At 32.3% G+C, this 21,658-nt stretch carries 33 protein-coding genes; 32 read left to right on the forward strand and 1 reads right to left on the reverse strand.

Annotated features, from left to right (window positions below):
• Positions 1 to 17: 17 nt before the first annotated feature.
• Positions 18 to 404: a hypothetical protein gene (locus tag L0U72_RS02525; RefSeq protein ID WP_233898321.1), complete on the reverse strand. Its 387-nt coding sequence runs from the start codon at positions 402 to 404 to the stop codon at positions 18 to 20.
• A gap of 95 nt (positions 405 to 499) precedes the next feature.
• Between L0U72_RS02525 and L0U72_RS02530 the strand changes: the two genes are divergently transcribed.
• The 32 genes from L0U72_RS02530 to L0U72_RS02685 all read left to right on the forward strand — a co-directional run bounded on the left by L0U72_RS02530 (position 500) and on the right by L0U72_RS02685 (position 21,649).
• Positions 500 to 742, forward strand: coding sequence for a hypothetical protein (locus tag L0U72_RS02530; protein WP_233898322.1), 243 nt, complete (start codon positions 500 to 502; stop codon positions 740 to 742).
• Between the two features lie 5 nt (positions 743 to 747).
• Positions 748 to 978, forward strand: a complete 231-nt coding sequence (locus L0U72_RS02535) for a hypothetical protein (RefSeq protein WP_233898323.1) — start codon at positions 748 to 750, stop codon at positions 976 to 978.
• A 75-nt stretch (positions 979 to 1,053) separates the two neighbouring features.
• Positions 1,054 to 1,212, forward strand: coding sequence for a hypothetical protein (locus L0U72_RS02540; protein ID WP_233898324.1), 159 nt, complete (start codon positions 1,054 to 1,056; stop codon positions 1,210 to 1,212).
• Between the two features lies 1 nt (position 1,213).
• A complete protein-coding gene (locus tag L0U72_RS02545) occupies positions 1,214 to 1,555 on the forward strand; it encodes a hypothetical protein (RefSeq protein WP_233898325.1) in 342 nt (113 codons plus the stop codon).
• Between the two features lie 2 nt (positions 1,556 to 1,557).
• A complete protein-coding gene (locus L0U72_RS02550; protein ID WP_233898326.1) occupies positions 1,558 to 1,728 on the forward strand; it encodes a hypothetical protein in 171 nt (56 codons plus the stop codon).
• 31 nt (positions 1,729 to 1,759) lie between these two features.
• The gene (locus L0U72_RS02555) at positions 1,760 to 2,350 is read left to right on the forward strand and encodes a helix-turn-helix domain-containing protein (protein WP_233898327.1); all 591 of its coding nucleotides are present in this window, start codon (positions 1,760 to 1,762) and stop codon (positions 2,348 to 2,350) included.
• Positions 2,350 to 2,610 (forward strand): hypothetical protein, encoded by a 261-nt coding sequence (locus L0U72_RS02560; RefSeq protein WP_233898328.1) that lies wholly within the window; start codon positions 2,350 to 2,352, stop codon positions 2,608 to 2,610. Before L0U72_RS02555 ends, L0U72_RS02560 begins: the two co-directional genes overlap by 1 nt.
• A complete protein-coding gene (locus tag L0U72_RS02565; protein WP_233898329.1) occupies positions 2,585 to 2,761 on the forward strand; it encodes a hypothetical protein in 177 nt (58 codons plus the stop codon). The genes L0U72_RS02560 and L0U72_RS02565 overlap by 26 nt, the downstream gene beginning before the upstream one ends.
• Positions 2,740 to 6,186, forward strand: coding sequence for a DNA primase (gene dnaG / locus L0U72_RS02570; protein WP_233898330.1), 3,447 nt, complete (start codon positions 2,740 to 2,742; stop codon positions 6,184 to 6,186). The genes L0U72_RS02565 and dnaG overlap by 22 nt, the downstream gene beginning before the upstream one ends.
• Positions 6,187 to 6,199: 13 nt before the next feature.
• Complete coding sequence (locus L0U72_RS02575; RefSeq protein ID WP_233898331.1) at positions 6,200 to 6,499, forward strand: hypothetical protein; 300 nt, start codon at positions 6,200 to 6,202, stop codon at positions 6,497 to 6,499.
• A gap of 19 nt (positions 6,500 to 6,518) precedes the next feature.
• Positions 6,519 to 7,289, forward strand: coding sequence for a hypothetical protein (locus L0U72_RS02580; RefSeq protein WP_233898332.1), 771 nt, complete (start codon positions 6,519 to 6,521; stop codon positions 7,287 to 7,289).
• Positions 7,286 to 7,834: a helix-turn-helix domain-containing protein gene (locus L0U72_RS02585; RefSeq protein ID WP_233898333.1), complete on the forward strand. Its 549-nt coding sequence runs from the start codon at positions 7,286 to 7,288 to the stop codon at positions 7,832 to 7,834. Before L0U72_RS02580 ends, L0U72_RS02585 begins: the two co-directional genes overlap by 4 nt.
• A gap of 31 nt (positions 7,835 to 7,865) precedes the next feature.
• A complete protein-coding gene (locus L0U72_RS02590; RefSeq protein WP_233898334.1) occupies positions 7,866 to 8,069 on the forward strand; it encodes a hypothetical protein in 204 nt (67 codons plus the stop codon).
• A gap of 32 nt (positions 8,070 to 8,101) precedes the next feature.
• Positions 8,102 to 8,464 carry a hypothetical protein gene (locus L0U72_RS02595; protein WP_233898335.1) on the forward strand — a complete coding sequence of 121 codons (363 nt, stop codon included), beginning with the start codon at positions 8,102 to 8,104 and terminating at the stop codon, positions 8,462 to 8,464.
• A gap of 143 nt (positions 8,465 to 8,607) precedes the next feature.
• Positions 8,608 to 8,820 (forward strand): hypothetical protein, encoded by a 213-nt coding sequence (locus tag L0U72_RS02600; RefSeq protein WP_233898336.1) that lies wholly within the window; start codon positions 8,608 to 8,610, stop codon positions 8,818 to 8,820.
• 301 nt (positions 8,821 to 9,121) lie between these two features.
• The gene (locus L0U72_RS02605) at positions 9,122 to 9,508 is read left to right on the forward strand and encodes a hypothetical protein (RefSeq protein WP_233898337.1); all 387 of its coding nucleotides are present in this window, start codon (positions 9,122 to 9,124) and stop codon (positions 9,506 to 9,508) included.
• Positions 9,509 to 9,678: 170 nt separating this feature from the next.
• Positions 9,679 to 9,933: a hypothetical protein gene (locus tag L0U72_RS02610; RefSeq protein WP_233898338.1), complete on the forward strand. Its 255-nt coding sequence runs from the start codon at positions 9,679 to 9,681 to the stop codon at positions 9,931 to 9,933.
• Positions 9,934 to 10,112: 179 nt separating this feature from the next.
• The gene (locus L0U72_RS02615; RefSeq protein ID WP_233898339.1) at positions 10,113 to 10,286 is read left to right on the forward strand and encodes a hypothetical protein; all 174 of its coding nucleotides are present in this window, start codon (positions 10,113 to 10,115) and stop codon (positions 10,284 to 10,286) included.
• Between the two features lie 505 nt (positions 10,287 to 10,791).
• Positions 10,792 to 11,037, forward strand: coding sequence for a hypothetical protein (locus L0U72_RS02620; RefSeq protein ID WP_233898340.1), 246 nt, complete (start codon positions 10,792 to 10,794; stop codon positions 11,035 to 11,037).
• Between the two features lie 27 nt (positions 11,038 to 11,064).
• Positions 11,065 to 11,544, forward strand: coding sequence for a hypothetical protein (locus tag L0U72_RS02625; RefSeq protein ID WP_233898341.1), 480 nt, complete (start codon positions 11,065 to 11,067; stop codon positions 11,542 to 11,544).
• Between the two features lie 88 nt (positions 11,545 to 11,632).
• On the forward strand, positions 11,633 to 12,106 hold the full coding sequence (locus L0U72_RS02630) for a hypothetical protein (RefSeq protein ID WP_233898342.1): 474 nt from the start codon (positions 11,633 to 11,635) through the stop codon (positions 12,104 to 12,106).
• 85 nt (positions 12,107 to 12,191) lie between these two features.
• Entirely contained in the window at positions 12,192 to 13,322 is a 1,131-nt protein-coding gene (locus tag L0U72_RS02635; RefSeq protein ID WP_233898343.1) for a head maturation protease, ClpP-related, read from the forward strand.
• Between the two features lies 1 nt (position 13,323).
• Positions 13,324 to 14,304, forward strand: coding sequence for a hypothetical protein (locus tag L0U72_RS02640; RefSeq protein WP_233898344.1), 981 nt, complete (start codon positions 13,324 to 13,326; stop codon positions 14,302 to 14,304).
• Positions 14,305 to 14,324: 20 nt separating this feature from the next.
• Entirely contained in the window at positions 14,325 to 14,741 is a 417-nt protein-coding gene (locus L0U72_RS02645) for a hypothetical protein (RefSeq protein WP_233898345.1), read from the forward strand.
• Complete coding sequence (locus L0U72_RS02650; protein ID WP_233898346.1) at positions 14,734 to 15,303, forward strand: hypothetical protein; 570 nt, start codon at positions 14,734 to 14,736, stop codon at positions 15,301 to 15,303. Before L0U72_RS02645 ends, L0U72_RS02650 begins: the two co-directional genes overlap by 8 nt.
• A 65-nt stretch (positions 15,304 to 15,368) precedes the next feature.
• A complete protein-coding gene (locus L0U72_RS02655) occupies positions 15,369 to 15,803 on the forward strand; it encodes a hypothetical protein (RefSeq protein ID WP_233898347.1) in 435 nt (144 codons plus the stop codon).
• Positions 15,804 to 15,899: 96 nt separating this feature from the next.
• Complete coding sequence (locus L0U72_RS02660) at positions 15,900 to 16,628, forward strand: hypothetical protein (RefSeq protein WP_233898348.1); 729 nt, start codon at positions 15,900 to 15,902, stop codon at positions 16,626 to 16,628.
• Between the two features lies 1 nt (position 16,629).
• A complete protein-coding gene (locus tag L0U72_RS02665) occupies positions 16,630 to 17,199 on the forward strand; it encodes a hypothetical protein (RefSeq protein WP_233898349.1) in 570 nt (189 codons plus the stop codon).
• Entirely contained in the window at positions 17,192 to 18,703 is a 1,512-nt protein-coding gene (locus L0U72_RS02670) for a hypothetical protein (RefSeq protein WP_233898350.1), read from the forward strand. Before L0U72_RS02665 ends, L0U72_RS02670 begins: the two co-directional genes overlap by 8 nt.
• A 324-nt stretch (positions 18,704 to 19,027) precedes the next feature.
• Positions 19,028 to 19,366, forward strand: a complete 339-nt coding sequence (locus L0U72_RS02675) for a hypothetical protein (protein ID WP_233898351.1) — start codon at positions 19,028 to 19,030, stop codon at positions 19,364 to 19,366.
• 1 nt (position 19,367) lies between these two features.
• Positions 19,368 to 20,708, forward strand: a complete 1,341-nt coding sequence (locus tag L0U72_RS02680) for a hypothetical protein (RefSeq protein ID WP_233898352.1) — start codon at positions 19,368 to 19,370, stop codon at positions 20,706 to 20,708.
• The gene (locus L0U72_RS02685; protein WP_233898353.1) at positions 20,705 to 21,649 is read left to right on the forward strand and encodes a DUF6712 family protein; all 945 of its coding nucleotides are present in this window, start codon (positions 20,705 to 20,707) and stop codon (positions 21,647 to 21,649) included. The genes L0U72_RS02680 and L0U72_RS02685 overlap by 4 nt, the downstream gene beginning before the upstream one ends.
• Positions 21,650 to 21,658 lie beyond the last annotated feature (9 nt).

Below are 21,658 nucleotides of genomic sequence, written 5' to 3' on the forward strand. Positions count from 1 at the left end.
TTTCTTATAAACAATTTTTAACCGACATCTTTACTAAAAGAATCTCCTTCTATGCACGCCAGTAGCTTTTCATGGAGTAACATATTTTTGTCTACTTGCTCATAATACATCTGTTTGTAATTTTTCATTTCTTTTTTCATTGTATCTAATTTTTGTGTTTTTTCTTCTTTTTCAGATGAAACAATCATTTCACCTTCGTTAGTAATTAACCAACGTAGATTTAATTCGGGATATTTAGATATAATTCTCTCTATAGAATTGGAGTTAATACCTGATAACTTCTGTTTTCCTTTGAAGTTAGAGTAGTTTAATTCTAATTCATCAAAAAATTTTTGATAGCTAATACCTTTAAAATTAGCTAATTGAAGTATTCTTTCTTTTATGTTGGTGTTTTTTGTATCCAATTATTTGTTTTTTAGATAGAAAAGTATCTATATTTGTACCATCATTATATCACTAAAGTAATAATAATAATAACACTAAACAATAGGGCATTTATATGATTTCAACAGCAGACAAAGAAAAGATACAGGACGTAATTGGTTTTCGATATGTGAAACCAATTCAAGAGCATTTAAATAATCAAGGTTGTTTAAATAAAGATGGAAAACCACATTCATCGAGAATGGTTACAAATGTTATGAACGGTGTTCCACACGCTGTAATTGAAAAAGCTATTTATGAAGTAGTAGCGATCAAGCAAGAAGAAATTAAAAAGAGAAAACAAATTTTAAAAGGATAGAAAATATGACAGTAGAAGCAGAATCAATAGTTGAAATGTTTAACGAAAACTTTCCGGTAGGAAGTGTAGTTAGACAAAGGAATGTAGGTGTGAAAACATTTCCATTTAAGAATAGAATTGTAAAAACAAAAGCTTTTTTAAGTCAAAATGGTGAACCTGTAGTGTTCTTTACAGGGGTGTCGGGTTACTACTCTATTCTTCCTGACTTTATCGATTACACGAAAGTAGGTATATGATTATAATATAACCAAACTCCCGCCACGGCTTTGTATGGTTTTGACACCATAGCGGGAACTAAAAATATAAATAAGATGGATTTAAGCAAGAAGGTTACAAAACCAGATTGGTTAGTCGCAAGATTAATCTTAAGAACTCAAGAAAAAAGCGAGGGAAGTTTATTTGCTTCGCAAATGTCAAAGGAATTAGAAAAGTGCCCTAAAGGTGCAAGTATAAAAATCAAATATAAATAAGATGGATTTAAGTAAGAAGATTAACGAAGTAGCAACAGCATTAAAAGCTGAAATTTTAGCAGGTAATTTTAAGGTAACGGATGTTCATGAAGACACCTTCTCAAAAGAAAATGTAGTTATTGAAATAATAGTAATGAAGAAATATCAATTTAATCTCTACGATCATGCTTGTTTAACGAAAAGTTTTATTACGGATGAAATGGCATTCAGTAATGCAGAAAAGACTTCTTTCAAGGAATTGTTAGACTCCAAAATACCAGCCTATAATCATGAGTTGATTTTGAGTAAAGAAGCGGATATCCAAAAGATTCAGTCTGAAATCGAATCTTTAAAAGCTAAATAAATATGAATGAACTGATAGAAAGTCATAATGAATTACTTGCAATTGTACAGGCTTATGCAGCTACAAATCAAAGTATTTTGTCAAAGTCTAGTTATTTAAAAGATAAGATAACAAGCGCCATAGCGAATGGTATAAAAACAAAAAAATCCGTAGTTGTAGCTACGGATTCTTAAAAGTATTATTAACATCTAAATTTCAATAAAAATGAATAACAGTAGCAAAATTACAACTTTTTCAACAACTCCACAAATTGCAGGAGTAATGCCAAATGACAACAATATCGAGTTTGTAGGCATTAGAGATACCAAAAGAGTTTTGTGGATACAAAATGGGTCAACAAGATACTTCACTGATTTGCCCATTCGTTTTTTCAAACTATTAAAGTCAGCATACTTAGCTGATTCTAAAGCCGTGGAATTTCTATCGGAAGTTACCGAATCATTGCATCATCAAGTTGAATTATTCACTTACTATATGTGGGGCGATTTAGACAGCGTTCCTGATATCAAAGACGGAAAACTTTCAGCTTCGGAAAATTTTAGAGACCAACAAAATTGCCCATCGCTTTTATGGAACTCAAAAAACATAAACATAAATGCCCATGTTTTAACACCACGTCAAATTATTATTATGGATTTAATCGGCGAAAACGCACCAGACAAAGCTATTGCAGCTGTTTTGGGAATTTCGCATAAAACGTTTGATTTTCATAAGTCAAAATTACTAAAAGCACTCGGAGTTCATAATAAAATGGAACTTTTAAAGCTTTCGTTAATTCATAAAATTATAGCATAATGGAATATTCAGAGAATAGAATTGCTGTTGAGTTGATTAAATATTACCAACAGCAAGAAGCTTTAAAAGCTAATAAAAAAGAATATACAAATACAAGCTTTGCTATTTTAAATAGCAAATACACTTTAGAAATAATGAGGTTAAGAATATTGCTCGATGAGAAAAATCCAAAAAGATTGCAGGAAATTGACACCAAAAGCGCAAATGAGATTACAGTTACAGAAGGAATTGAATATGTCTCAGGCAAACAAATCAAGTAAATATATTCCTGCAGGAATAAAAAGAAAAGCAGATAGGTATTTACAGGAGATTTTAGAAAATATTGAAACACCGTCAAAAAAAACGCTCACCATTAAAGAGTATATAGAATTAGTAAAGAAAAATAAAATATGTACACCCAACAATCCATAGATAGAGTTCGTGAAGCTGATATTGTTACTATTATCGGTAGTTTTTGCCGAGACTTAAAGAAAAAAGGAGCGAATTATTTTTGCAAATCGCCGTTTAAAGATGAAAAAACACCCAGTTTATCAATATCACCATCAAAAGAGATATTTAAAGACTTCGGAACAGGAATAAGTGGCGATGCAATTACATTCGTAATGGAACATGAAAAATGTGATTTTATCGAAGCTGTTAAAATTATAGCAGGTATCTGTAATATTCTTTTAGATGAAGAAATTCAATCGAAAGAAGTAATTCTAGCGAAAAAAGAAACACTTTCGCTAACGGCACTAACAACTAATATCGCTAAAAAATATCATCAAAATTTTAAAGAACTACCAGCCGATCATTGGGCAAAAAAGCATATTGCTAATTTAGGATATGATGATGATATTTTGTTAGAGTTCAATATTGGTTTTGCCCACAAAAACAACGAAGTAACAAAGGCATTAATTGATAATGCTAAGCTTACTGAAGGTGTTAAGATTGGTGTTTGTAAAGCTGATAATAATAAAACATACGACTTTTATCGGGAACGAATTATGTTCCCGATTACCAATAAAAATGGTGAAACTATTTCATTTGGAGGTCGCAGACAAAATGGTGAAGCTTTTGAAAAATATGCAAAGTATTTAAATGGCCCAGAAACAGAAATTTACAATAAATCAGAAGAATTATACGGTTTTCGTCTAGCTAAAAGAAGTATTGCAAAAAGTGGTTTTGCTATTATATCTGAGGGATATACCGATGTAATTACGATGCATCAAAAAGGTTGCACGCAAACAGTCGCAACCTGCGGAACAGCTTTAACAGAAATACAAGCAAAAAAATTAAAGCGTCTTTGCGAGCATGTTATTTTATTTAGAGATGGTGACAAAGCTGGTGTAAAAGCTTCGGAACGAGATTTAGAAATATTATTAAAGCATGGTTTTCGAGTGTCGATAGTTCCACTACCTAATGGAACTGATCCTGATGATTGTGCCAGAGGGCAAATAGATATGCCAACTTTTATTAAAAATAATAGAGTAGATGCTTTTGAGTGGCGTGTTAAAAATTTAGACCTTATTTCTGAAGAGTATATTTTGCTGAAAACCGATTTGGATTTAGGTTTAAAAACAGCTGTTATAGGGTTATCTAAAGAAAAAGTTTCTGTAGAAAAAATTAAAACTTTAAAAGATAAAGAACTTAGAGATGCGGTTAAGAAAAATGGAAATGTTAACAAAGAAATTGAGCGTTTAAAAAAGGAAGTCGCTGTTGAATTGAATAAATGCGAAAAAGAAGATCCTTATAAAAAGGAACATGCTATTAAAATTATTGCTGAATTATTATTTAAAATAACCAGCGAAGTTGTTCAAGAAAGTTATTTGAAGCACGCTGCAAAACTGTTAAATCAAAAACAGCAAGTTTTTAAAAGCTTGCTGAGCGAATTAAGAATTGAAAAGCAAAATAAAATTGAAAAAGCTTCAGGAGGAAAAGGAATTTCAAAAGATACTTTAGGTTTACCAGAAGGAGCAGATCAGGCGCAATTTTTACAAGATAGATTTTGCATTATCGGTAATACCTACCATTTTACAAAAGGTGACGGATTTTTCCAAGGCACACAATTCAAATTAACCCCGTTATTTCACATAAAAGGTAGAAAGGAAAACAAACGTCTTTGCGAAGTTATAAATACCCAAAATAAAAAAGAATTAATCGATTTAGAATCAGATTCTTTTGTCAATTTTAATGAATTCAAAAAACAATTAATACGATTAGGGTATTTTATATTTCTATCTGGAGCAACGGCCGCACAGTTTGAATTATTGGCGCAAAAAGTTTTACGAGAATTCAACACTGCTTTAGAGCTCCAAAATATGGGGTGGAACAGCAAAGGATTTTTCGCCTTTGCTAATGGTGTTTACTGGCAAGATAAATTTCAAGAAGTAAACAAATACGGAATTATTCATTTAGAAGGTATTGATACATCTGATGAAGATGAAGAATTTAACGAAAAGGTTGATTACTATTATTCGCCTGCATATTCAGCAATGCACGTCAAAAATCAAGATGGTGATGATCCGTACGAAAACGATAGAAAATTTATCTATAGAAAAGCAACAATCACCTTACAAGAATGGATGCAACAATTTTTAACGGTGTTTGAAGAAAAAGGAAGGGTTGGCATTCTATTCAATTTCGCTGTGTTATTTCGAGATTTATTTTTAACGAATTATGATTTCTTTCCATTATTAGGTGGGTTCGGAGAAAAAGGTTCTGGTAAATCTGCTTTTGGTAAAATGTTACAGAATTTTTTCTTCTACAAAGAAGATCCTTTAGAATTGAACACCTCGACATTGGTTGGTTTTAGTAGGCGATTATCAAGAACTAAAAATGCAACAGTTTTTTTAGATGAATATAATGACAATGCTATTGACGAAAAGATGTTTCAAGGATTGAAAGGAGCGCATCAAGGAATGGGGCGAGAAAAAGGAATGGCGACCAGCGATAACAGGACTAAAACTGATAAAATAAACTGCGGGATTTATTTAGCAGGTCAATATTTACCTACGAGAGATGATAATTCGTTACAAAGTAGGCTCATTAGTCTACAGTTTCCTTTAGGTAATAAAACAAGTGTTCAGCGTGAAAACTTCACAAAATTAATGAACGCCAGCACGCAAGGTTTAAGCTCGTTAATATTAGAAGTTGTTCAGCACAGAGAGTTATTTGAAGATGCTATTGGCAAAACATATAATGAAGTGATTCGTGAATTAAAAGCTGTTATGGATGCGCCAGGTGAAGAGCAAGAATATGAAGAACGAATTTTAGGAAACTATGCAGTTTTACTAATCACTTATAAAATCTTAGAAAGCAGAATCACTTTTCCCTTTAACTATCAAAGTATTTTTAAACAATGCGTTGCTGGTATTATTGAAAATAGCGAATCGATACAAGACTCAAATGGTCTTTCTGAATTTTGGAGCATTATCCAATGGATGCACGAACACAAGCATATCGCGGAAGGTTTTCAATTTGCGATTGATACAAAGTCAAATGTAAATTTGATTGGTAAGCAAAAGAAAACGCTAGTTCACGAAAACAAAGACATGCGTAAAATACTCTATTTACGTTTGAATTCCGTGCATCAAGACTACACGAAAGAGTGTACGAAGCGAGAAGGCGTACAAGCTATTGGTGAAGTTACTTTGCGTAATTATTTCAAAAGTAGAAGCTATTTTATTGGTTTGGTAAAAGCTCGGAGGTTTAAAACTGGAGGTTCTAGTTGTTATGCTTTTGATTACGAAGCGATGAAACGAAATAACATCGTTTGTCTTGATAAAATTGAAGATATAGACAGTGATAGTGATAGTGACAGTGATAGTGTATTAGAAGAAGCAGGAATTTATTAATAAAAAAAAACAAATGGAAATAATATCAGAAGGATTATTAGGTATTGAAATTCGGTCTATTTTTTTAAGAAAGTCAGATACATGGCTAAACGGTATGTATCGTAACAATGTATTCATAGGGTTGTGTTGGGATTCTGAAATAGAAGATGCTTCATTATTGCTTGACGCTGGTAATAAATTATTCCCGAAAAACTTAAAAGATTGGGAGGAATATGAATGTAAATATAGCGAGCGTGTTAGTTATCACCCGCAATTACTTGATGATCATTTCTTTTTACCGAAAGAAACTTTAGAAGAATATAGAGCAGGATAAATAGTTAAATAAAAAAAACATGTTAAATCAAATAAAATCATTTAGAGAAAATCAGCAAAAAAAACAGCTTTATAAATCGTTAACATCGATGCGTTCGTTAGCTGTATCTATTCAAAGTTATAATCTGTTTTACGCAATAAAATTTGCATCCTTCTTTTATTTATTGGCAGTTTCGTTTATTCCGAATGATTATGTTCGAGTTCTTTCTGCTGTGTTTTTCGGCTTTTTCACATCAAAAACCATGAAAGATATCGGTATTCACATCGAAAAAGGCAAAGAATGGGTGATTGTTTCCCTCGCTGTGTTTGACTTCTTAATGCTGTGTGTTATACTAGATGTCTTTCACAAAAATGACCACATTGACATCTTGAACTTATTGATTTTTTGCTTGTTCGTGCCTTATTTAGGCTATTGGTTAAATCATGTTTTTGTTTTAAAAGTTAAGGAAAATGAAGCTAAAGAAATAGCAGACACCCAGAAGTTAATAGTATCGTTAGAGCAACGCCTTGTTACTTATGAAATGCAAGTATCGGAATTTGAGAGAAACGGAACAGATGCCGACCATAGTCAACCAAACACCGACCATGGTCAACCAAATACTGACCATGGTCAACCAAGTACCGACCATGGTCAACCAAATACCGACCATGTAAAAGCAGGTAATCAAACTAATTTACTAGACAGTATTGATAAGACTTGCCCGCATTGTAAACGTGTTTGCCCTAGTAAGAGGTCCAGAGATTCTCACAAAGGAAAATGCAAAATGAATCCAAAAAATATTGCGAAATGAAACAAGACGTAACCAGAAATTATTACAATGAAAAATGGGCAGAAATACAATTTGATGACGCTATTTCTAAATCGGAAAAATTTATAATATCAACTTATGGTCGGGTTATAAATTGCAAAAACGAACCTTTTTTAGTTAAAGAATCATTTACTAATGGCTATCGTAGTCTAGCGGTTAAAAAAGAGAATGGCAATCAAACAGGACGTTATGTTCATAAGTTAGTTGCTCAAACCTTCCTGGACAACACAAATGGTGTTTTCGTGATCCACCTTAATTATGATAAATCGGAAAATCATATCAGTAACTTGAAATGGGCCACTAAAAGAGAAAAAGAAATTCATCAGCATAAAAACCCAGAATATAGAGAGATAATGCAAAATATAAGTAATGCAAAATTAACAGAAACGGAAGTGATACACTTGAAAAAACGTATTAATAACCCAAATAGAAATTCCACTTTTAAAAGAATTGCAAAAGAATTTGGCATCTCCGAAATGCAACTATACCGAATTAAAGTTGGTGTCAATTGGGCAAGTGTTAAATAAATAGTTCCTAAATATTTTAAAAAAAACAAGTATGAAAATTTATAAAAGACCAGCTAATTTAGTTTTTGACACTGAAAATCAAGATATAATAATTCCTGAATTTATTCCACCATTAGAAGTCATGGAAAATCCAATGGTGCATGAAGTTACAGATATGATGACTATCGATTTTTTAAGTCAATTTTTTGAAAAATCAAAAAAACGTACACATCTTATTTTTGAGAATTTTGGCTAATCGTATTATTATGTATTAAATAAGTAAAAAGAATGGAGAATTTAAAGAACAACCTAGAGAAAGCTATAATGGCTGTTATAGCTAAATTTGAAGAAAAGCAAAGCAAAGATTTTGAATTCTTTGTCGGAAACGACATATTAGGAACGGCATCTTTCGGTGGTATTGAATATTTTAATATCGATGATATTTATTTTGATATTCTAACTAATCAACCAGTAGGTCGTATATCAGAATGGATAGACAGTATTGAGTTACATACAGAAATATTAAACTTTCCAAGTTATCGTTCCTTCTGCAGCGAGTTAAATATAAATAACACAATTATCAATTGTAGTAATGATACTAAAGATGTCACTGAAAATAAACTCTATTTAAAAGATAATACCCCTTATTAATTATAACATTCAATTCCATTTATAATGGAGTGGATTAAAAAACGAACTGTCAAATATTACTTGACAGTTCGTTTAAATAACTAAATTAAAAAAAGACCGAAACACCGCTTTAAATTTTATAAGGTGTTAGGCAACGTTATATTATGAAGCTAGAAAACATACAAGAAGTAGAGTCTGAAATAAAAAGATTTCTTAAAAAATTAAAAGAGTTTAAAAACAGTGAAAACAATAAACATCTTTTCGATAAAAACTCAGACGATAAATGGATAAGCGGTGATAAAACATCTGGAGCATTAAAACGTAGTTCGATGGATTTAACAAGGTCTCTATCTAAAATGAGAAATGATAATTGGTAATGTTGCCTAACGCCATGTGTATAAGAATTGAAGCGTGTTGTAAACTTTAATTCCCCCGAATTAAGGGGAATTAAAAAAGAAAATATCTGCCCTCGGTAATACCGATACGAATTTGTATAAGATTAGAACGGTTAACAGTGCGAGGAATTTCCGCCAGGAAATTACAAGCCTAAGTAAATAAAAATTAATAAAAAATAAAGCACAATACCGTTTTGATTTTATACGGTGTTGGCAAACGTTTTTTTATTCGCAAGGTTTTCACTCCGCCGATTTTAAAGTGAGTGAATAAATTCAAAATATTATGGCAGAAATTATAACTTTTGAAAGTAAGAAATTCGCGATCATCCCAGACGATGACGAAAAATTTACTATTTATGTTTTGGAGGATTTTAAAGCGGGTAATTACAATGAATTTTACATAAGGGAAACGGGTATATATTTTTACTTATATATTTCTACGGTGAAGATGCCGAACGGATTTTACGCTTATGGATTTGAAAGCAACATTTTAGAGTTGAGCCATCAAAAAGTGCATGGTACAGCGATGGATGGGTTTAATACAGAATTGGAAGCTTTACAAAATTGCTTAAATAAATTTATTAAGTATGGGGTTACTGCGTATAAGTATGGTTTGCCAATTTTAGAACAGTTTGACGAATATGTTAATCCAAAAACATTGTTTGGCTAGTAATGTTTGCCAACGGTTAACTTGTATGGTTAGTAGCGACGATTTAGAACGAAAACCAATAGATAAACACTATCTTATATTTAAAAACAAAAGAATATAAACAGACAGGAAACAAGCTATTAATAATACAAATTGTTAGCTTTAGTTTCCTTTACAAACAAATACCAATTATGATTTCAGAAGCAAGACTGTTAGAATTAGGTTTTAAGCCTCAATATAAACCAACTGACGAAAACAATGTCAGAATAAATGACCAGTTTGAATACGATAAGGGCAATGTTTTAATAGGAAGGTGTAAAGATGAATTTTATATACATATTTATCCCCCTATCACAAGTAGTTTAGATTATTCTCCAAAAGTTGAAGGTGTTAAGAATGAGGAAGATTTAATTAAATTATGTGAATTAGTAAACGGAAAGTATTAATTAAAGCTAACGGAATTGTATAAGATTAGGTGCGAAATTCGGCAGAATTTCCACCGTGTAAATAAAACAGTAAATTTGAATTAAACACTAACCTTAATAAAGACACTTTAGCACTTAATTTTATACGGTGTTAGGGTGCGTTATTTAATATGAATGAAATAATAGATAAATTAAAAAATATGCCTTTTGTAACTGGATTAAGAGAAGGTTCTGTAAAAACAGAAAACCCAAATAGACACTTAACAATTGATATTAGTAAAGGACTAATAATAGAGAAAGATTCTATACCAAAACTTTATGATTTATTAAATAGCCAAAACTTTTTCGATTGGACTGTTAGTATGAATGACTAATGCACCCTAACACTAATATATATGTAATAGTACATAATACATCAACTAAAATAAAGACCAGGAGTTCGTTCTCTTGGTCTTTATTGCGTTTAATATAAAAAGTCTTTCTAAAAAAACCTTTAAAGTTATAAAAACCCAACGTTTTTGGTTCAACGGTTCAACGGTACAACATTATATATATTATTAATCATATATACTTATAAATCAATACTTTATGTAATTATATAAAGTGTTTTTTGTGTTGAACTTGTTGAACCTTTAAAAAAACGTTCCAACAAATAAAGGTGTAGTTCAACAAGTTCAACGCTTATTTGCAGTTGTTCAACGTTGTAATTAACTGTTCTTTAAATAGTTATATTTATTTCGTTATTTGTTGACCTTTGTTTGTTTAAAGTAAGGGGGTAGGGTTCAACAAAGTGTTTTTTTTTAAAAAAGTGTCCTATTTTAATATTTACAGCAATTATATGTTTGTAGTCTACATTAATAAATCTAAAAAACATTTTTTATGAAAAGTTTAAAATTATTCAAACAAGTTCAAGTTTCAAGTAAAACAGGTTCCTTAAATGAAATGAAGGAAGTAATTACAGATGGAAGTATTAGTTCTATCGAAAAAGAGATTGTCAAACTTAAAAAATTAGGGGTAAAAAAAATAGAAACTATCAATAGCTTAAAAGGGTTTAAAACCACATATATCAGGCTATTATCTGGAGTTAATTACGCTGTTAAATCGGAAAAATTAACAAAGAATTAGTATCTTAACACCTCTTAAAAAAAAACTATGATTACGTTAGAAATACCTATTAAACCTTATCTCAAAAAATATTTAACTAAAAAATATGGAGAAGTCCATACGGTGAAAAAGACATCATTATTAGGAGGTGTTATTATTGACATACTTGACAAGGATTACAAGAAAGAAAATATTCAATTACAACAAAAAGATACTTACAGAGTCTGTATACCAGGAACTATTGTTCAAAGAATAGGGTTCGAAATTTCTTTCGTGAAATTAAAACAGTTAGCAGATAGGGTTTATAAAATATTTTATAACGATTTAGAATCGTACATAAACGTATCAATTGATCAAGATTTAAAAATCATTAATGAAAAGCATCAAACGATAAATAAGCAAAATAAAATTAAAGCAATTCAACAATTCTTATTTTACTATGGGATTTCTGAAGATGAAATAAGTGCCGATTCAGTATATCGAGCAATGACTCGAATGTTAAATTCGGACAAACCTAAAGACAAGTAAAAGACAATGTGCTCGCAAGCCTTGTAAGTATTGACTTGCGAGCTAGGACACTTTTGTCTAATGTTTTTTTTGTCCTAAAATGAGATATATGAACACAACTATTATTGATAATTTAGAGCAGGTTGGTGGATGGTATAATGTTCAGATTATACCTGTTAATGAGATAATCTACTGCCCGCACATCCTAACAAACGCCAATTCGAACGAACTTATTATTTCGGATACTGATACAGGTTTAGATGTTATGCCTGTGACGGAAAATATTAAAATATCAGAAACACCTAAAAGAACAAAGTCTGGTACTATTCACACGGTAATAGCTGAGTTTGAGTTAAGAGTTCAGTTAGTAGAAATAGATACTTATTTTAACGACTTCATAAATAATAAAGTTCTTGTTATCGGAACGAAACATTATGGACAAGAAAAACTATACGGCTCGAAATTATTCCCTTTGGATTTTTCCTATCAATTTGTGAATGGAAAAAAGCTAGAAGATGGTAGTTTAATTCGTATTAAAATAACAGGTAAAATACCTCAGAAACCTGTATTCATCAACAGATAGTAACACTTCAAAATAGCTGTCCTATTTTAAAACAGCCTGTAAAATTATGTTTGTAACGTGCTAATCACAAAAGCACGTTACAAATATGAATTCAAATAATTACAAAGGTTTCTACAATATAGTCTCTAATACAGCAAAGACAGAAGCTACCATTTATATCTATGGAGTTATTGGCGGGTATGATTATGAAGAATGGAAACCAATAAACACAGCTAATACATTTACGAAAGACTTCAATGCTTTAAAAGCTGATATTGTTCGTGTTCGAATTAATTCACCAGGAGGGAATGTTTGGGACGGATTACCTATTTACAACACTTTAAAGAATTCTAAAAAAACTATCTACACTTATGTAGATGGTATTGCTTTTTCAATGGCTGCTTTAATTGCATTATCTGGTGATAAAGTTTACGGCTACGCTAACAGTATGCTTATGTACCATAACGGTAGTTGCTATGCTTTTGGTAATGCAGATGAAATGCGAAAAGAAGCAGATACTTTAGATCAGTACGATAAGGCATTAGGCTCTATTATTGAAGAAAAACTAAGTATTTCAGCGGAAGAAGTAAAAGAAAAGTACTTGAATTATACTGATAATTATTTTGTTGGAAATGAAGCTAAAACGCTTGGTTTTTTTGATGAAATAATTACAGGTGAGAACAACGATGTTAACGTTCCTGATAACATTAAAAAAATGTCGCCTACAGATTTAATTAAGCATTATGCTAAGCTTAATTTCAAGGAAGAAACTCCAAAAACTAGAAAATCAATTTCAAATCAAAATACAATGAGCAATTTAAAAACGCCATTGATTGAAGCGGTTATAGGCGCTAATTTCAGTGATGCAAAAAATGAAACTGGAATCTTATTAACAGACAACCAGGCGACTGCGATAGAAAACAAGCTATCAGCAAATGATGCGGAAGTTTTAAAATTTAAAAATGAAGCAACCGCTGCAAAAGATGAATTAAGAACTTTAACAAGTGATAGTGCAGCAGTAACAAATGCCGTTCAAAATGCTTTAAAAACAGCAGAAGTTGAAAACGCTGCGACCATGACAAACGAAGCTGGTATTATCGCTTTAAGCAACTTAGTTGCTAAGTATGGTGCTAATGATGGCGGAAAAGGAACAAATCCTTTGTTGAATTTAGGTGGGAATGCAAATGTTGCTGACCCAGTAGCGAATAAATTAGAATCAATCTTAAAAAATATTTAAAATGGCAGATACATCAATTACTATTACAGATATAGTCGAGTCTTACGGGGCTTTCTACATACCTGGACAAGGTAGAATTAGTGATTTAATCAGATTACAAAAACAACCAACAGTTACAACAAGTTTTGCAACTCCTATAATTACAGATGCTACTGTTTATAGAGCTCCCCAAGCTTACATGAATGAACTTATTCAGCCATGGCAAGGAGATTTCACAGCAAAAGGAGGAGTTGTATTCAAACCGAATGATATACCAACTTTCAAAATTAAGATTGATTCTGGATTTCAGGCAGATATTTTAGAAGAAAGTTATTTAGGCTTTATGACGCAATTGAGCGAAGCCGATAGAGCTAAATGGCCATTCAGTAAATGGTTTGTTGAGATTTACGTTTTAGAGCAGCAAAAAGAAGATTTAGAGCTTCAAGCTTATGGTAAAGGTGTTTCTAAAGCGCCAGTAAAAGGTGTTCCTGGGTCTGCGAAAGACGTTATGGACGGAATTGTTAAATTAATTGATGATGGTATTGCTGGTGTTCGAACACCGCATAGTTTAATTAATGCAGTGGCATTATCTGCTCCATTTTCTAGATCTACTGCTTTTGATGGTATTGAGGAGTTCATCGAAAATATAGATGAAAAATTATTAGATAAACCAATGCTTTTAGGTTGCGACCCTAAGATAGCGAGATGGTACTTCAAAGATCGTAGAGATACTTTAGGTGCGAATGCGAATTATTCAGATAGTAACGCTAAAAGAATTGATGATTACGAAAACATTAACTGGGCACCAATGCCTTCGTTAGCAGGTACTGGACTTATTTTCGCGACTCCGAAAAAGAATTTTGTACATATCCGTCCTAAAAAGCAAATGAACCCGATTAAGGTTGAGTCTGGCAAGAGAACTGTTGATGTTATGGCTGATTGGCGTGAAGGTTTAGGATTTTTGTTTAATGAGTTGGTTTACGCTTACAAACCAACGGTTTAATCTCTTAAAAAATAAAAAAAATGAGTAAAGAAAAATTAACAGCACAGATTCAGGAACTTCAATTTGAAGTTCCTGAAAATGCTACAGTAACGGAAATGACTGATATATTAATCGAAGGTTTGAGTAACGTGAAAGCGTTACTAGAGGAAAAAACAACACAATGTGATGCTTTAACGGAAAATATAGCGGAAGCAAATGAATTGATTCTAGGATTAGAAGCTGATTTAAAAGCTGAAATTCAAAAAAACACAAAACAAGTTTCTATTGAATTGTGTCTTTATAAGTCAAAAAAGGGAATCGAATACCAATTAGAAGTTCCATCTTTTAGATTTCAGGGCGAAAAGCACATTTCAAAAGAGGTTAATACTAACATTGAATTGATGGAAGCTTTAATTAAAGCTAAGTTCATTCATTTAAAACAGATTACTGATGTCTAATATAAAAATAGAAACAATTGGAGGTCCTTCAGATTGTGAAGTTGCAGGTGCTTTTTCACACACTGAGGTTTATATTGGTTTTTTGGAGAAATTCGAAACGGTCCATGCTCCAAAAAAAACTTGTGGAACAGCTGCAGCAACTAACTTAGATGATCTTGTTACAATTAATGAAGGTCATGTTTTTAAAACTGGTTTTGGTTTTATGAATTTTAAAGCGATTGAACAAACCGTCGGCTTAGAAACTTCTCAAATAGGTGATCCGACGAAATCGCCAGTTCAAGAAAATAAGTTAACGCTACAATTATTAGGTTCTAAACCTGAAATACTAGGAGCTAAACGTCTTTTAAAGGGGAGAGAACTTATCGTTTTAGTTCCTGAATTCGGTAGTGGTAATTTAAGGCAAATTGGTTCTGCGAAATATGCAGCTAAACTATCTGAATCTAATTCTAAAATAGAGCCAGCAAGTGAAGGGGAAAACACTACTACGTTAGTTTTTACAGATAAACAGATGTACGACGCTCCTATTTATAAAGGTGATATAGTTAAACAACCTGTAAGTTAATGTTATAAGTAAATATTTTAAAACAAAAAACCACTCTATTATGAGTGGTTTTTTTATATTTGAGTATGGGAAAAGATGAATATATAGAGTTTAAAAACGGTACTAAATTTAAAATTATAACTCAAGAAAACTCAGGTACAGGAGAAGGAAACACACCTTTACATCCTAATGTGTTTTTTTTTGATGAAGTTACTTTGATTAATTCAAGTATGATTAATAGACTTGGTAATAGAATATCAGCGTCAAGACGAATAGGTTTAGATTATCACTCCATGGAATGCTTAAAGCGTAAGTCTATCACCGTAGATAAACATAATCTTGAAACATTCATAAAGGAAAAATGCCGATGTGAAGATAATTTAGATCTGAAACATAGGACTTATTTCGTGAATGATACACCATTATTATTGCATAAATATAGAACTGAAGTTAGTCCAGTTATGACAAGCGATGGTGAAATAAGTATTAAGGCTGATTTAGGAAGCTTTATTTATTTATAATTTTTTAAAGAAAAATATAAACTTCATTAACCACTCTATTATGAGTGGTTTTTTATTGTCCTATTTTAACATATTGACAATTACCATTTTTACACTATGCAAATAGAAAAATGGTTTAAAAATGGCTGTGATTACAGCGAAGGTGTTTTATTATATATTTCAAAAAAAGGACATAATACAAACTTAGCGCGTTTATTTTCCAGAAAAGAAAGTGTTTATAATTTAGAGAAATTAAAACATGAATTACGGAAATTTACAGATACTGAAATTAAAACAATTGCGGTTCCTGAAAGTAAAACACCGCCAATTACAAGTAAAAAACTACCAGAAAAACACAAAACCATCCGTGGCTTTTATCGGTTAAATGAATTAGCTGTAGAACTACATCCGTTATCTATTAAGCAACGGAACGACTTTCAAAAAGCAATTTCTTTAAAATTAAAACTAAACAATCTACACGCATCTGAAGAGGGTGTTGCATTAATGTTGTGTTTGGATATTGAGAATTTATTTGATGCTATTGATACAGCGCAAAGTGTGTTAGATCACTATGTAAATCACAAAGTAATATTAAATATTACGCCAAGAAACTACACTAATTTAAACGCTGCGCAATTACTTCAAGCACGTAACAATAAAAGAGTAGCAGTTTCAAAATACCAAACAAAAGTAGCTAACCTCACAATTGATGTTTCAAAAAAACAAGCAATAGCCGTAGCTACCAAAAAAGAGATTTCTCTAGGTAAAGCTAAAAGTAAGCTGCTCGAACACCAATTAGATCTACAAGCTTTAAATGAATTGATTAATCAACCCAAAAATAGTTAAAATGGAAAATGGTCTGCAATTAAAAAAGGGGCGAGATTCTTCTTTTGATAAAATCTTCGCCTTTTATAAAAATCCCGAAAAATACGAATTAACACCCAAACAGATAACTATTAAAAATCGTTGGCTTGCTGCGTGGACGTTAAGATTAGAAGGGAATACACCGACAAAAGCGGCTGAAAAATTACAAGAAGTTTACAAAGAGGAAAAACTATCCAGAGCGCAGGCATTTAGAGATGTTCAAAATTCCGAAAAACTATACGGAAGTATTATTAATGCTGACAGAACAGGAAGAATGGCAATTCATTATGAATATGCTTTAGATGCGTATAACAAATCAATGGAAGCGAAAGATTTTAAAGCGGCTAAAGGTTTTTTAGCTGAAATGCGAGAATCTATGCCGTTTGAAGATAGTCAGTCTTTTAATCCTGAGAAACTTGAAAATAAACCTGTTAAACTGACTGTTGAAAATGCTGTTGAGCAAGCAATCAAAAATCATTTAAAAACGGGTGTTTTAGATTTTAACACTTTAGAAGTTGAAGATGTAAATCACGAAGATATAACCGATGAATAAGTTTTTAAAGATAATTTTAAACGCCGCGCAATTAGCGGCGGTTATCGCAGTAACAGTATCAGGAAAAACAAAAATATATTTAGAATGGGGGCGTGGTACAGGTAAATCATTTATTCTAGCATTCTTTATAAAAGAGATGGTAAAGCAAATGCCAGGCGCTTCTTTTGCATTAGTTGGATCAACATATCAGCAAATCTTATCAAGAACGTTGCCATCAACGAAAAAAGGATTAGCTCTTTTAGGTTTATACGAAGGTGTCGATTATGTAGTCGGGAAAAATGGTGCTTCGTTAGGATTCGCCGAACCCATTTATGCGCCGAATAAATGGGGGAATATTATTCATTTTAGCAATGGTGCAACTTTTCAATTAGTTTCATTAGATAATCCAGAAAGTGGTCGTGGTTTAAATTCTTTTGGAATCGTTTCGGATGAAGCAGCATTATTAGACCCTATTAAATTATACAATAATGTAAAAACAACCAACCGAGCAAAGGAAGCACGATTTGAAAAATGTTCAATGCTAGGAATTGAAGTGTACGCATCGTCAACGCCAATTACTAAAAAAGGTAAATGGTTCACGGATATGGAAGATGTGGCGCGTAAAAACCCTAAAAAATACGCATTTATAAAAGCATCGGCGTTAATTAATAAGTTGAATTTACGGGCGGAATGGTTCGAGGAAATGAAAAACGAATCGCCATCAGTTTTAATATATAATGCTGAGATATTAAATATCCGACCTAATGAAATACTGAATGGGTTTTACCCGCAATTGAACGCGAAGAAGCATTATTATACTGATTATGATAATGAATATCTAGAAGGGATTACAAATGAATATACAAAAGCTTCTTTTAATTGTAAGCAAGATAATGACATAGATAATTCAAAGCCATTGATAATATCGATTGACTGGGGTACCTTTATTTCAGCTGTTATTAGCCAAAAACTTCCAAATAAATACCGTGTTCTAAAATCGTTCTGGGCAAGTCAGTCTTCGGAATCAAGAGATTTGGAGGACTTGATTAATGATTTCGTTGAGTATTACGCGCCGTTATCGAGTAAGATTGTGCATTTATACTATGGGCATGATGGTAATGCTAAGGTCAAGCGTGGAACTAATGAGACTTATGGTGATGTGTTAGTTCGATTACTTCAGAATAAAGGGTGGACTGTTTACGACAAGAGTAAACGAAAACCTGTAGCTCCACACAACGATAAGTATATATTGATTAATATGATGTTGAAGGCCACCAGTTCGCGCTACCCAACCATTGAAATCAACGAGCAAAATAACCCTGATTTAATTATAGGATTGGAGCGTTCGGAAGCTTCCGAAGGCAAGAACGGTATTCAAAAGGTAAAGAAAGATGAGCGAAATTCGAGTATGAAGCAGGAGCATACCACTCACTTGCCAGATGCGTTTGACATACCATTGTATTCATTATATAAAGATTTATTGAAACCTGAAAGAGAATACTGGAGTTTGCCGACGACGCTTTAAAATACTATGTCGATTTTCATATATCGCTGTTTTCAAAAAGGGTAATTGTCAAACTTCAAAGGTCAGGGCGATTAAGAAGAACGCTTAAAGAGATTTTTAAATAAAAAACAAGAATCGATTTCTTAGGTTTTATAGGTGTTTCAGCTTGTTTTCGTCTTTAAGAATGAGATTATCGCGTAAAAAAACACCTAAAACACACTGTTTTTATCCGTAATCGGTTCGAAATAGTGTGTTTTAGGTACAAATCTACCCTTTTACGAGACTAAACCTGCTAAATAAAAAGCTGTCCTATTTTAAAAGTCGCTGTTGTCTGAATTTAGCATTATGAAAGAAATATCACTAAAAGAAGCGCTTGCGGTTATGAATCAAAAAGATAAAGAAGGAAATGCGTTTCCTTTTGATATTACTTTCAGGTCCTTGCAGCGAAATTCTAAAACAGGTGGTCATTTATACGAGTATTCCCAAGTTAAAAGATTAAGGCCTAAAATTAACGTATCAACAAAAGGTTCGTTAATAAAAGCTGTTCAATCAGCTGAGGGAAACAAAAAAAACGCTAATCATTTCACGAATAGAACTCGAAATTTAGAGCTTCAAAATGGCGAAATTAAAAAGATTCACATCCGATTAATAATTTCAATTAACGGTCAAAACGTAATATACTAATATGAGTGTAATATTTCAAGGCGATTTCGCTATAGCAGGAGGTACGACAAAAGCCGTTGTTTCATTTGCTAAAAAAACAGCAGACGCTACAGTAACAAGTGTTTTAGTAGAGTCTGAAAATACTTCAGGAATGGTTGCATCATGGGGTGCAAATAATGACTATCCGCAGCAATTAATAAAAAAAACAAGACCAGCTGGATCACTTCGTTCAGGTTTAAGAGTGAACCGAAAAGCACATTATGGTTCTGGGCTTATTTTGGTTAAAGAAACCAATAAAGACGGTAAAAGAGAAATTAAGCAACAATGCTTACATGAATTAAAGGATGTTCATGCCTTTTTTAAGCGAAATAATATGAAGCGTTTTTTTAAAGAAATTATCGCTGATTTAGAATACTGGGAACTCGCCTTCCCTGAATACCTTTTGTCAAATGATTTCAAGAAAATTAATAAAGTAAAACGGCAATTTACCGCCGATTCTCGCTTTGAGATAATGAGTGAAAAAAATCGCAAAATAAACAATGTATATGTTTCGTCTAAATGGGCGGAAGGTGTTGATGTTGCATCAAAATATGTAGATAAAATTACTTTAATTGATAGCAATTTGTCCGCAATAGAGGTTAAAGAGTATTGCCGAAAGCATAATATTCATAATTTCATTAGAACTGTCGGTTATCCGTTAATCAATAACGGTTATTACCCTGACCCTGAATGGCAATCAATAGAAAGTAGTGGTTGGTTGGATATCATCAATTCAATACCGAAGTTTAAAAAAGCATTTTTGGAAGATAAAATAAACATCAACTACAGTATTGAAGTGTACGAAGAATATTTTGAACGCCAATATAAAGAGGATTGGCAGTCATTTACTCCAGATAAGCGCGAAAGTATCAAGACTGATTTTGTAGAGAATTTAGACAAAGCTCTACGAGGTGTAGAAAATGGAGGTAAATCAATCATGTCTATAATCTACAAAGATGATAACGGTGTTCCACAGCCAGGTTTAAAGATTACGGAAATAGGAAATTCAAATAAAGATGGCGCTTATTTAGATGATACCGCTGCAGGTGTTCAGGCAGCTTTAACAGCTGCAGGTGTTGACCCGTCATTAATAGGTGCGGGTATCCCTGGTGGTTTAGGTGCAGGTTCAGGTTCTGATAAGAGAGAAGCTTGGTTGATTTTATCAGCTTTGAAGAAATCTGATCGTGAAACTACTTTAGAGATATTCGAATTTATTCAAGATTATAACGGTTGGGACCCTGCGATAACAGGAGCTTTCGAAGATACTGTACTAACAACTTTAGATAAAAATCCAACAGGAACACAAAAAGCAGCGCAAATATGATAATTAAAACAACAGAAAAGCTTCGTGATTTCATTCGGGTGAATGGATCGGTGGATATTGAAAACCTAGAACCTTATTTATTAAAAGCAGAACGTAATTTATTAAAACCTTTAATAGGAGTGGGGCAAATATCTGTTTTTGAACAGGAATTAACCGACCCTGTATTGATATACGCTCAGAAATTAGCACAAGATGCTGTTGCTAATTTCGGGTATTATTTATACTTACCTATTGGAGCTGTTCAAATTTCCGATGCGGGTATTTTAGTAGTCGAATCGGATAAGGCAAAACAAGCTTCGGATAAAAAATTTAAAGAATTACAGCGGTCTTTTAAGAAGTCTGCGCATGAAGCTTTGGATGATTTATTAGATTATATGGAGCAATATGCGGATAAATTCCTCGATTGGTTCAATTCTGATTATTACACAGTTTACAAAGAGTTGTTAGTGAATAGAACTAGCGTATTCAATAAATACTATTACATTTTTAATAGCCGTCAAACTTTTATAGCAATGATGCCGACGATTCGAATTGTTGAAGATCAGTTTATAAAACCTGTAATCGGTAAAAAATTACTAGACGATTTGAAAAGCAATCAAACCATCCAGGAGCGAAAAGAAGTAAAAGAATATTTGCAGCAAGCAATTGTAGCGTTTACAGTTATGAAAACAGTAGATAATGGGATGTTTGTTTTAGATGCACGAGGAATGCACATGAAATTCGACGTGTTACCTTACGAGAAATCGGTAACAAATGTCAATCTAAAAGTAAATGACTTTTTAACCCGAACGAAAAGAAATAAACAAGTAGCAGGCGAAGAGTATTTGAAAATGGCAAAAGAAGTTATTTTAGATAATACAGCTCTTTTTCCTGAGTTCGAAATTAAGGCTGTAATGAAGCATTTGAAAATCACCACAACAAAAGGAATTGTCGGTGTTTAAAACCTGTCC

The organism is Tenacibaculum piscium, from assembly GCF_021390755.1.
Classification (GTDB): domain Bacteria; phylum Bacteroidota; class Bacteroidia; order Flavobacteriales; family Flavobacteriaceae; genus Polaribacter; species Polaribacter piscius.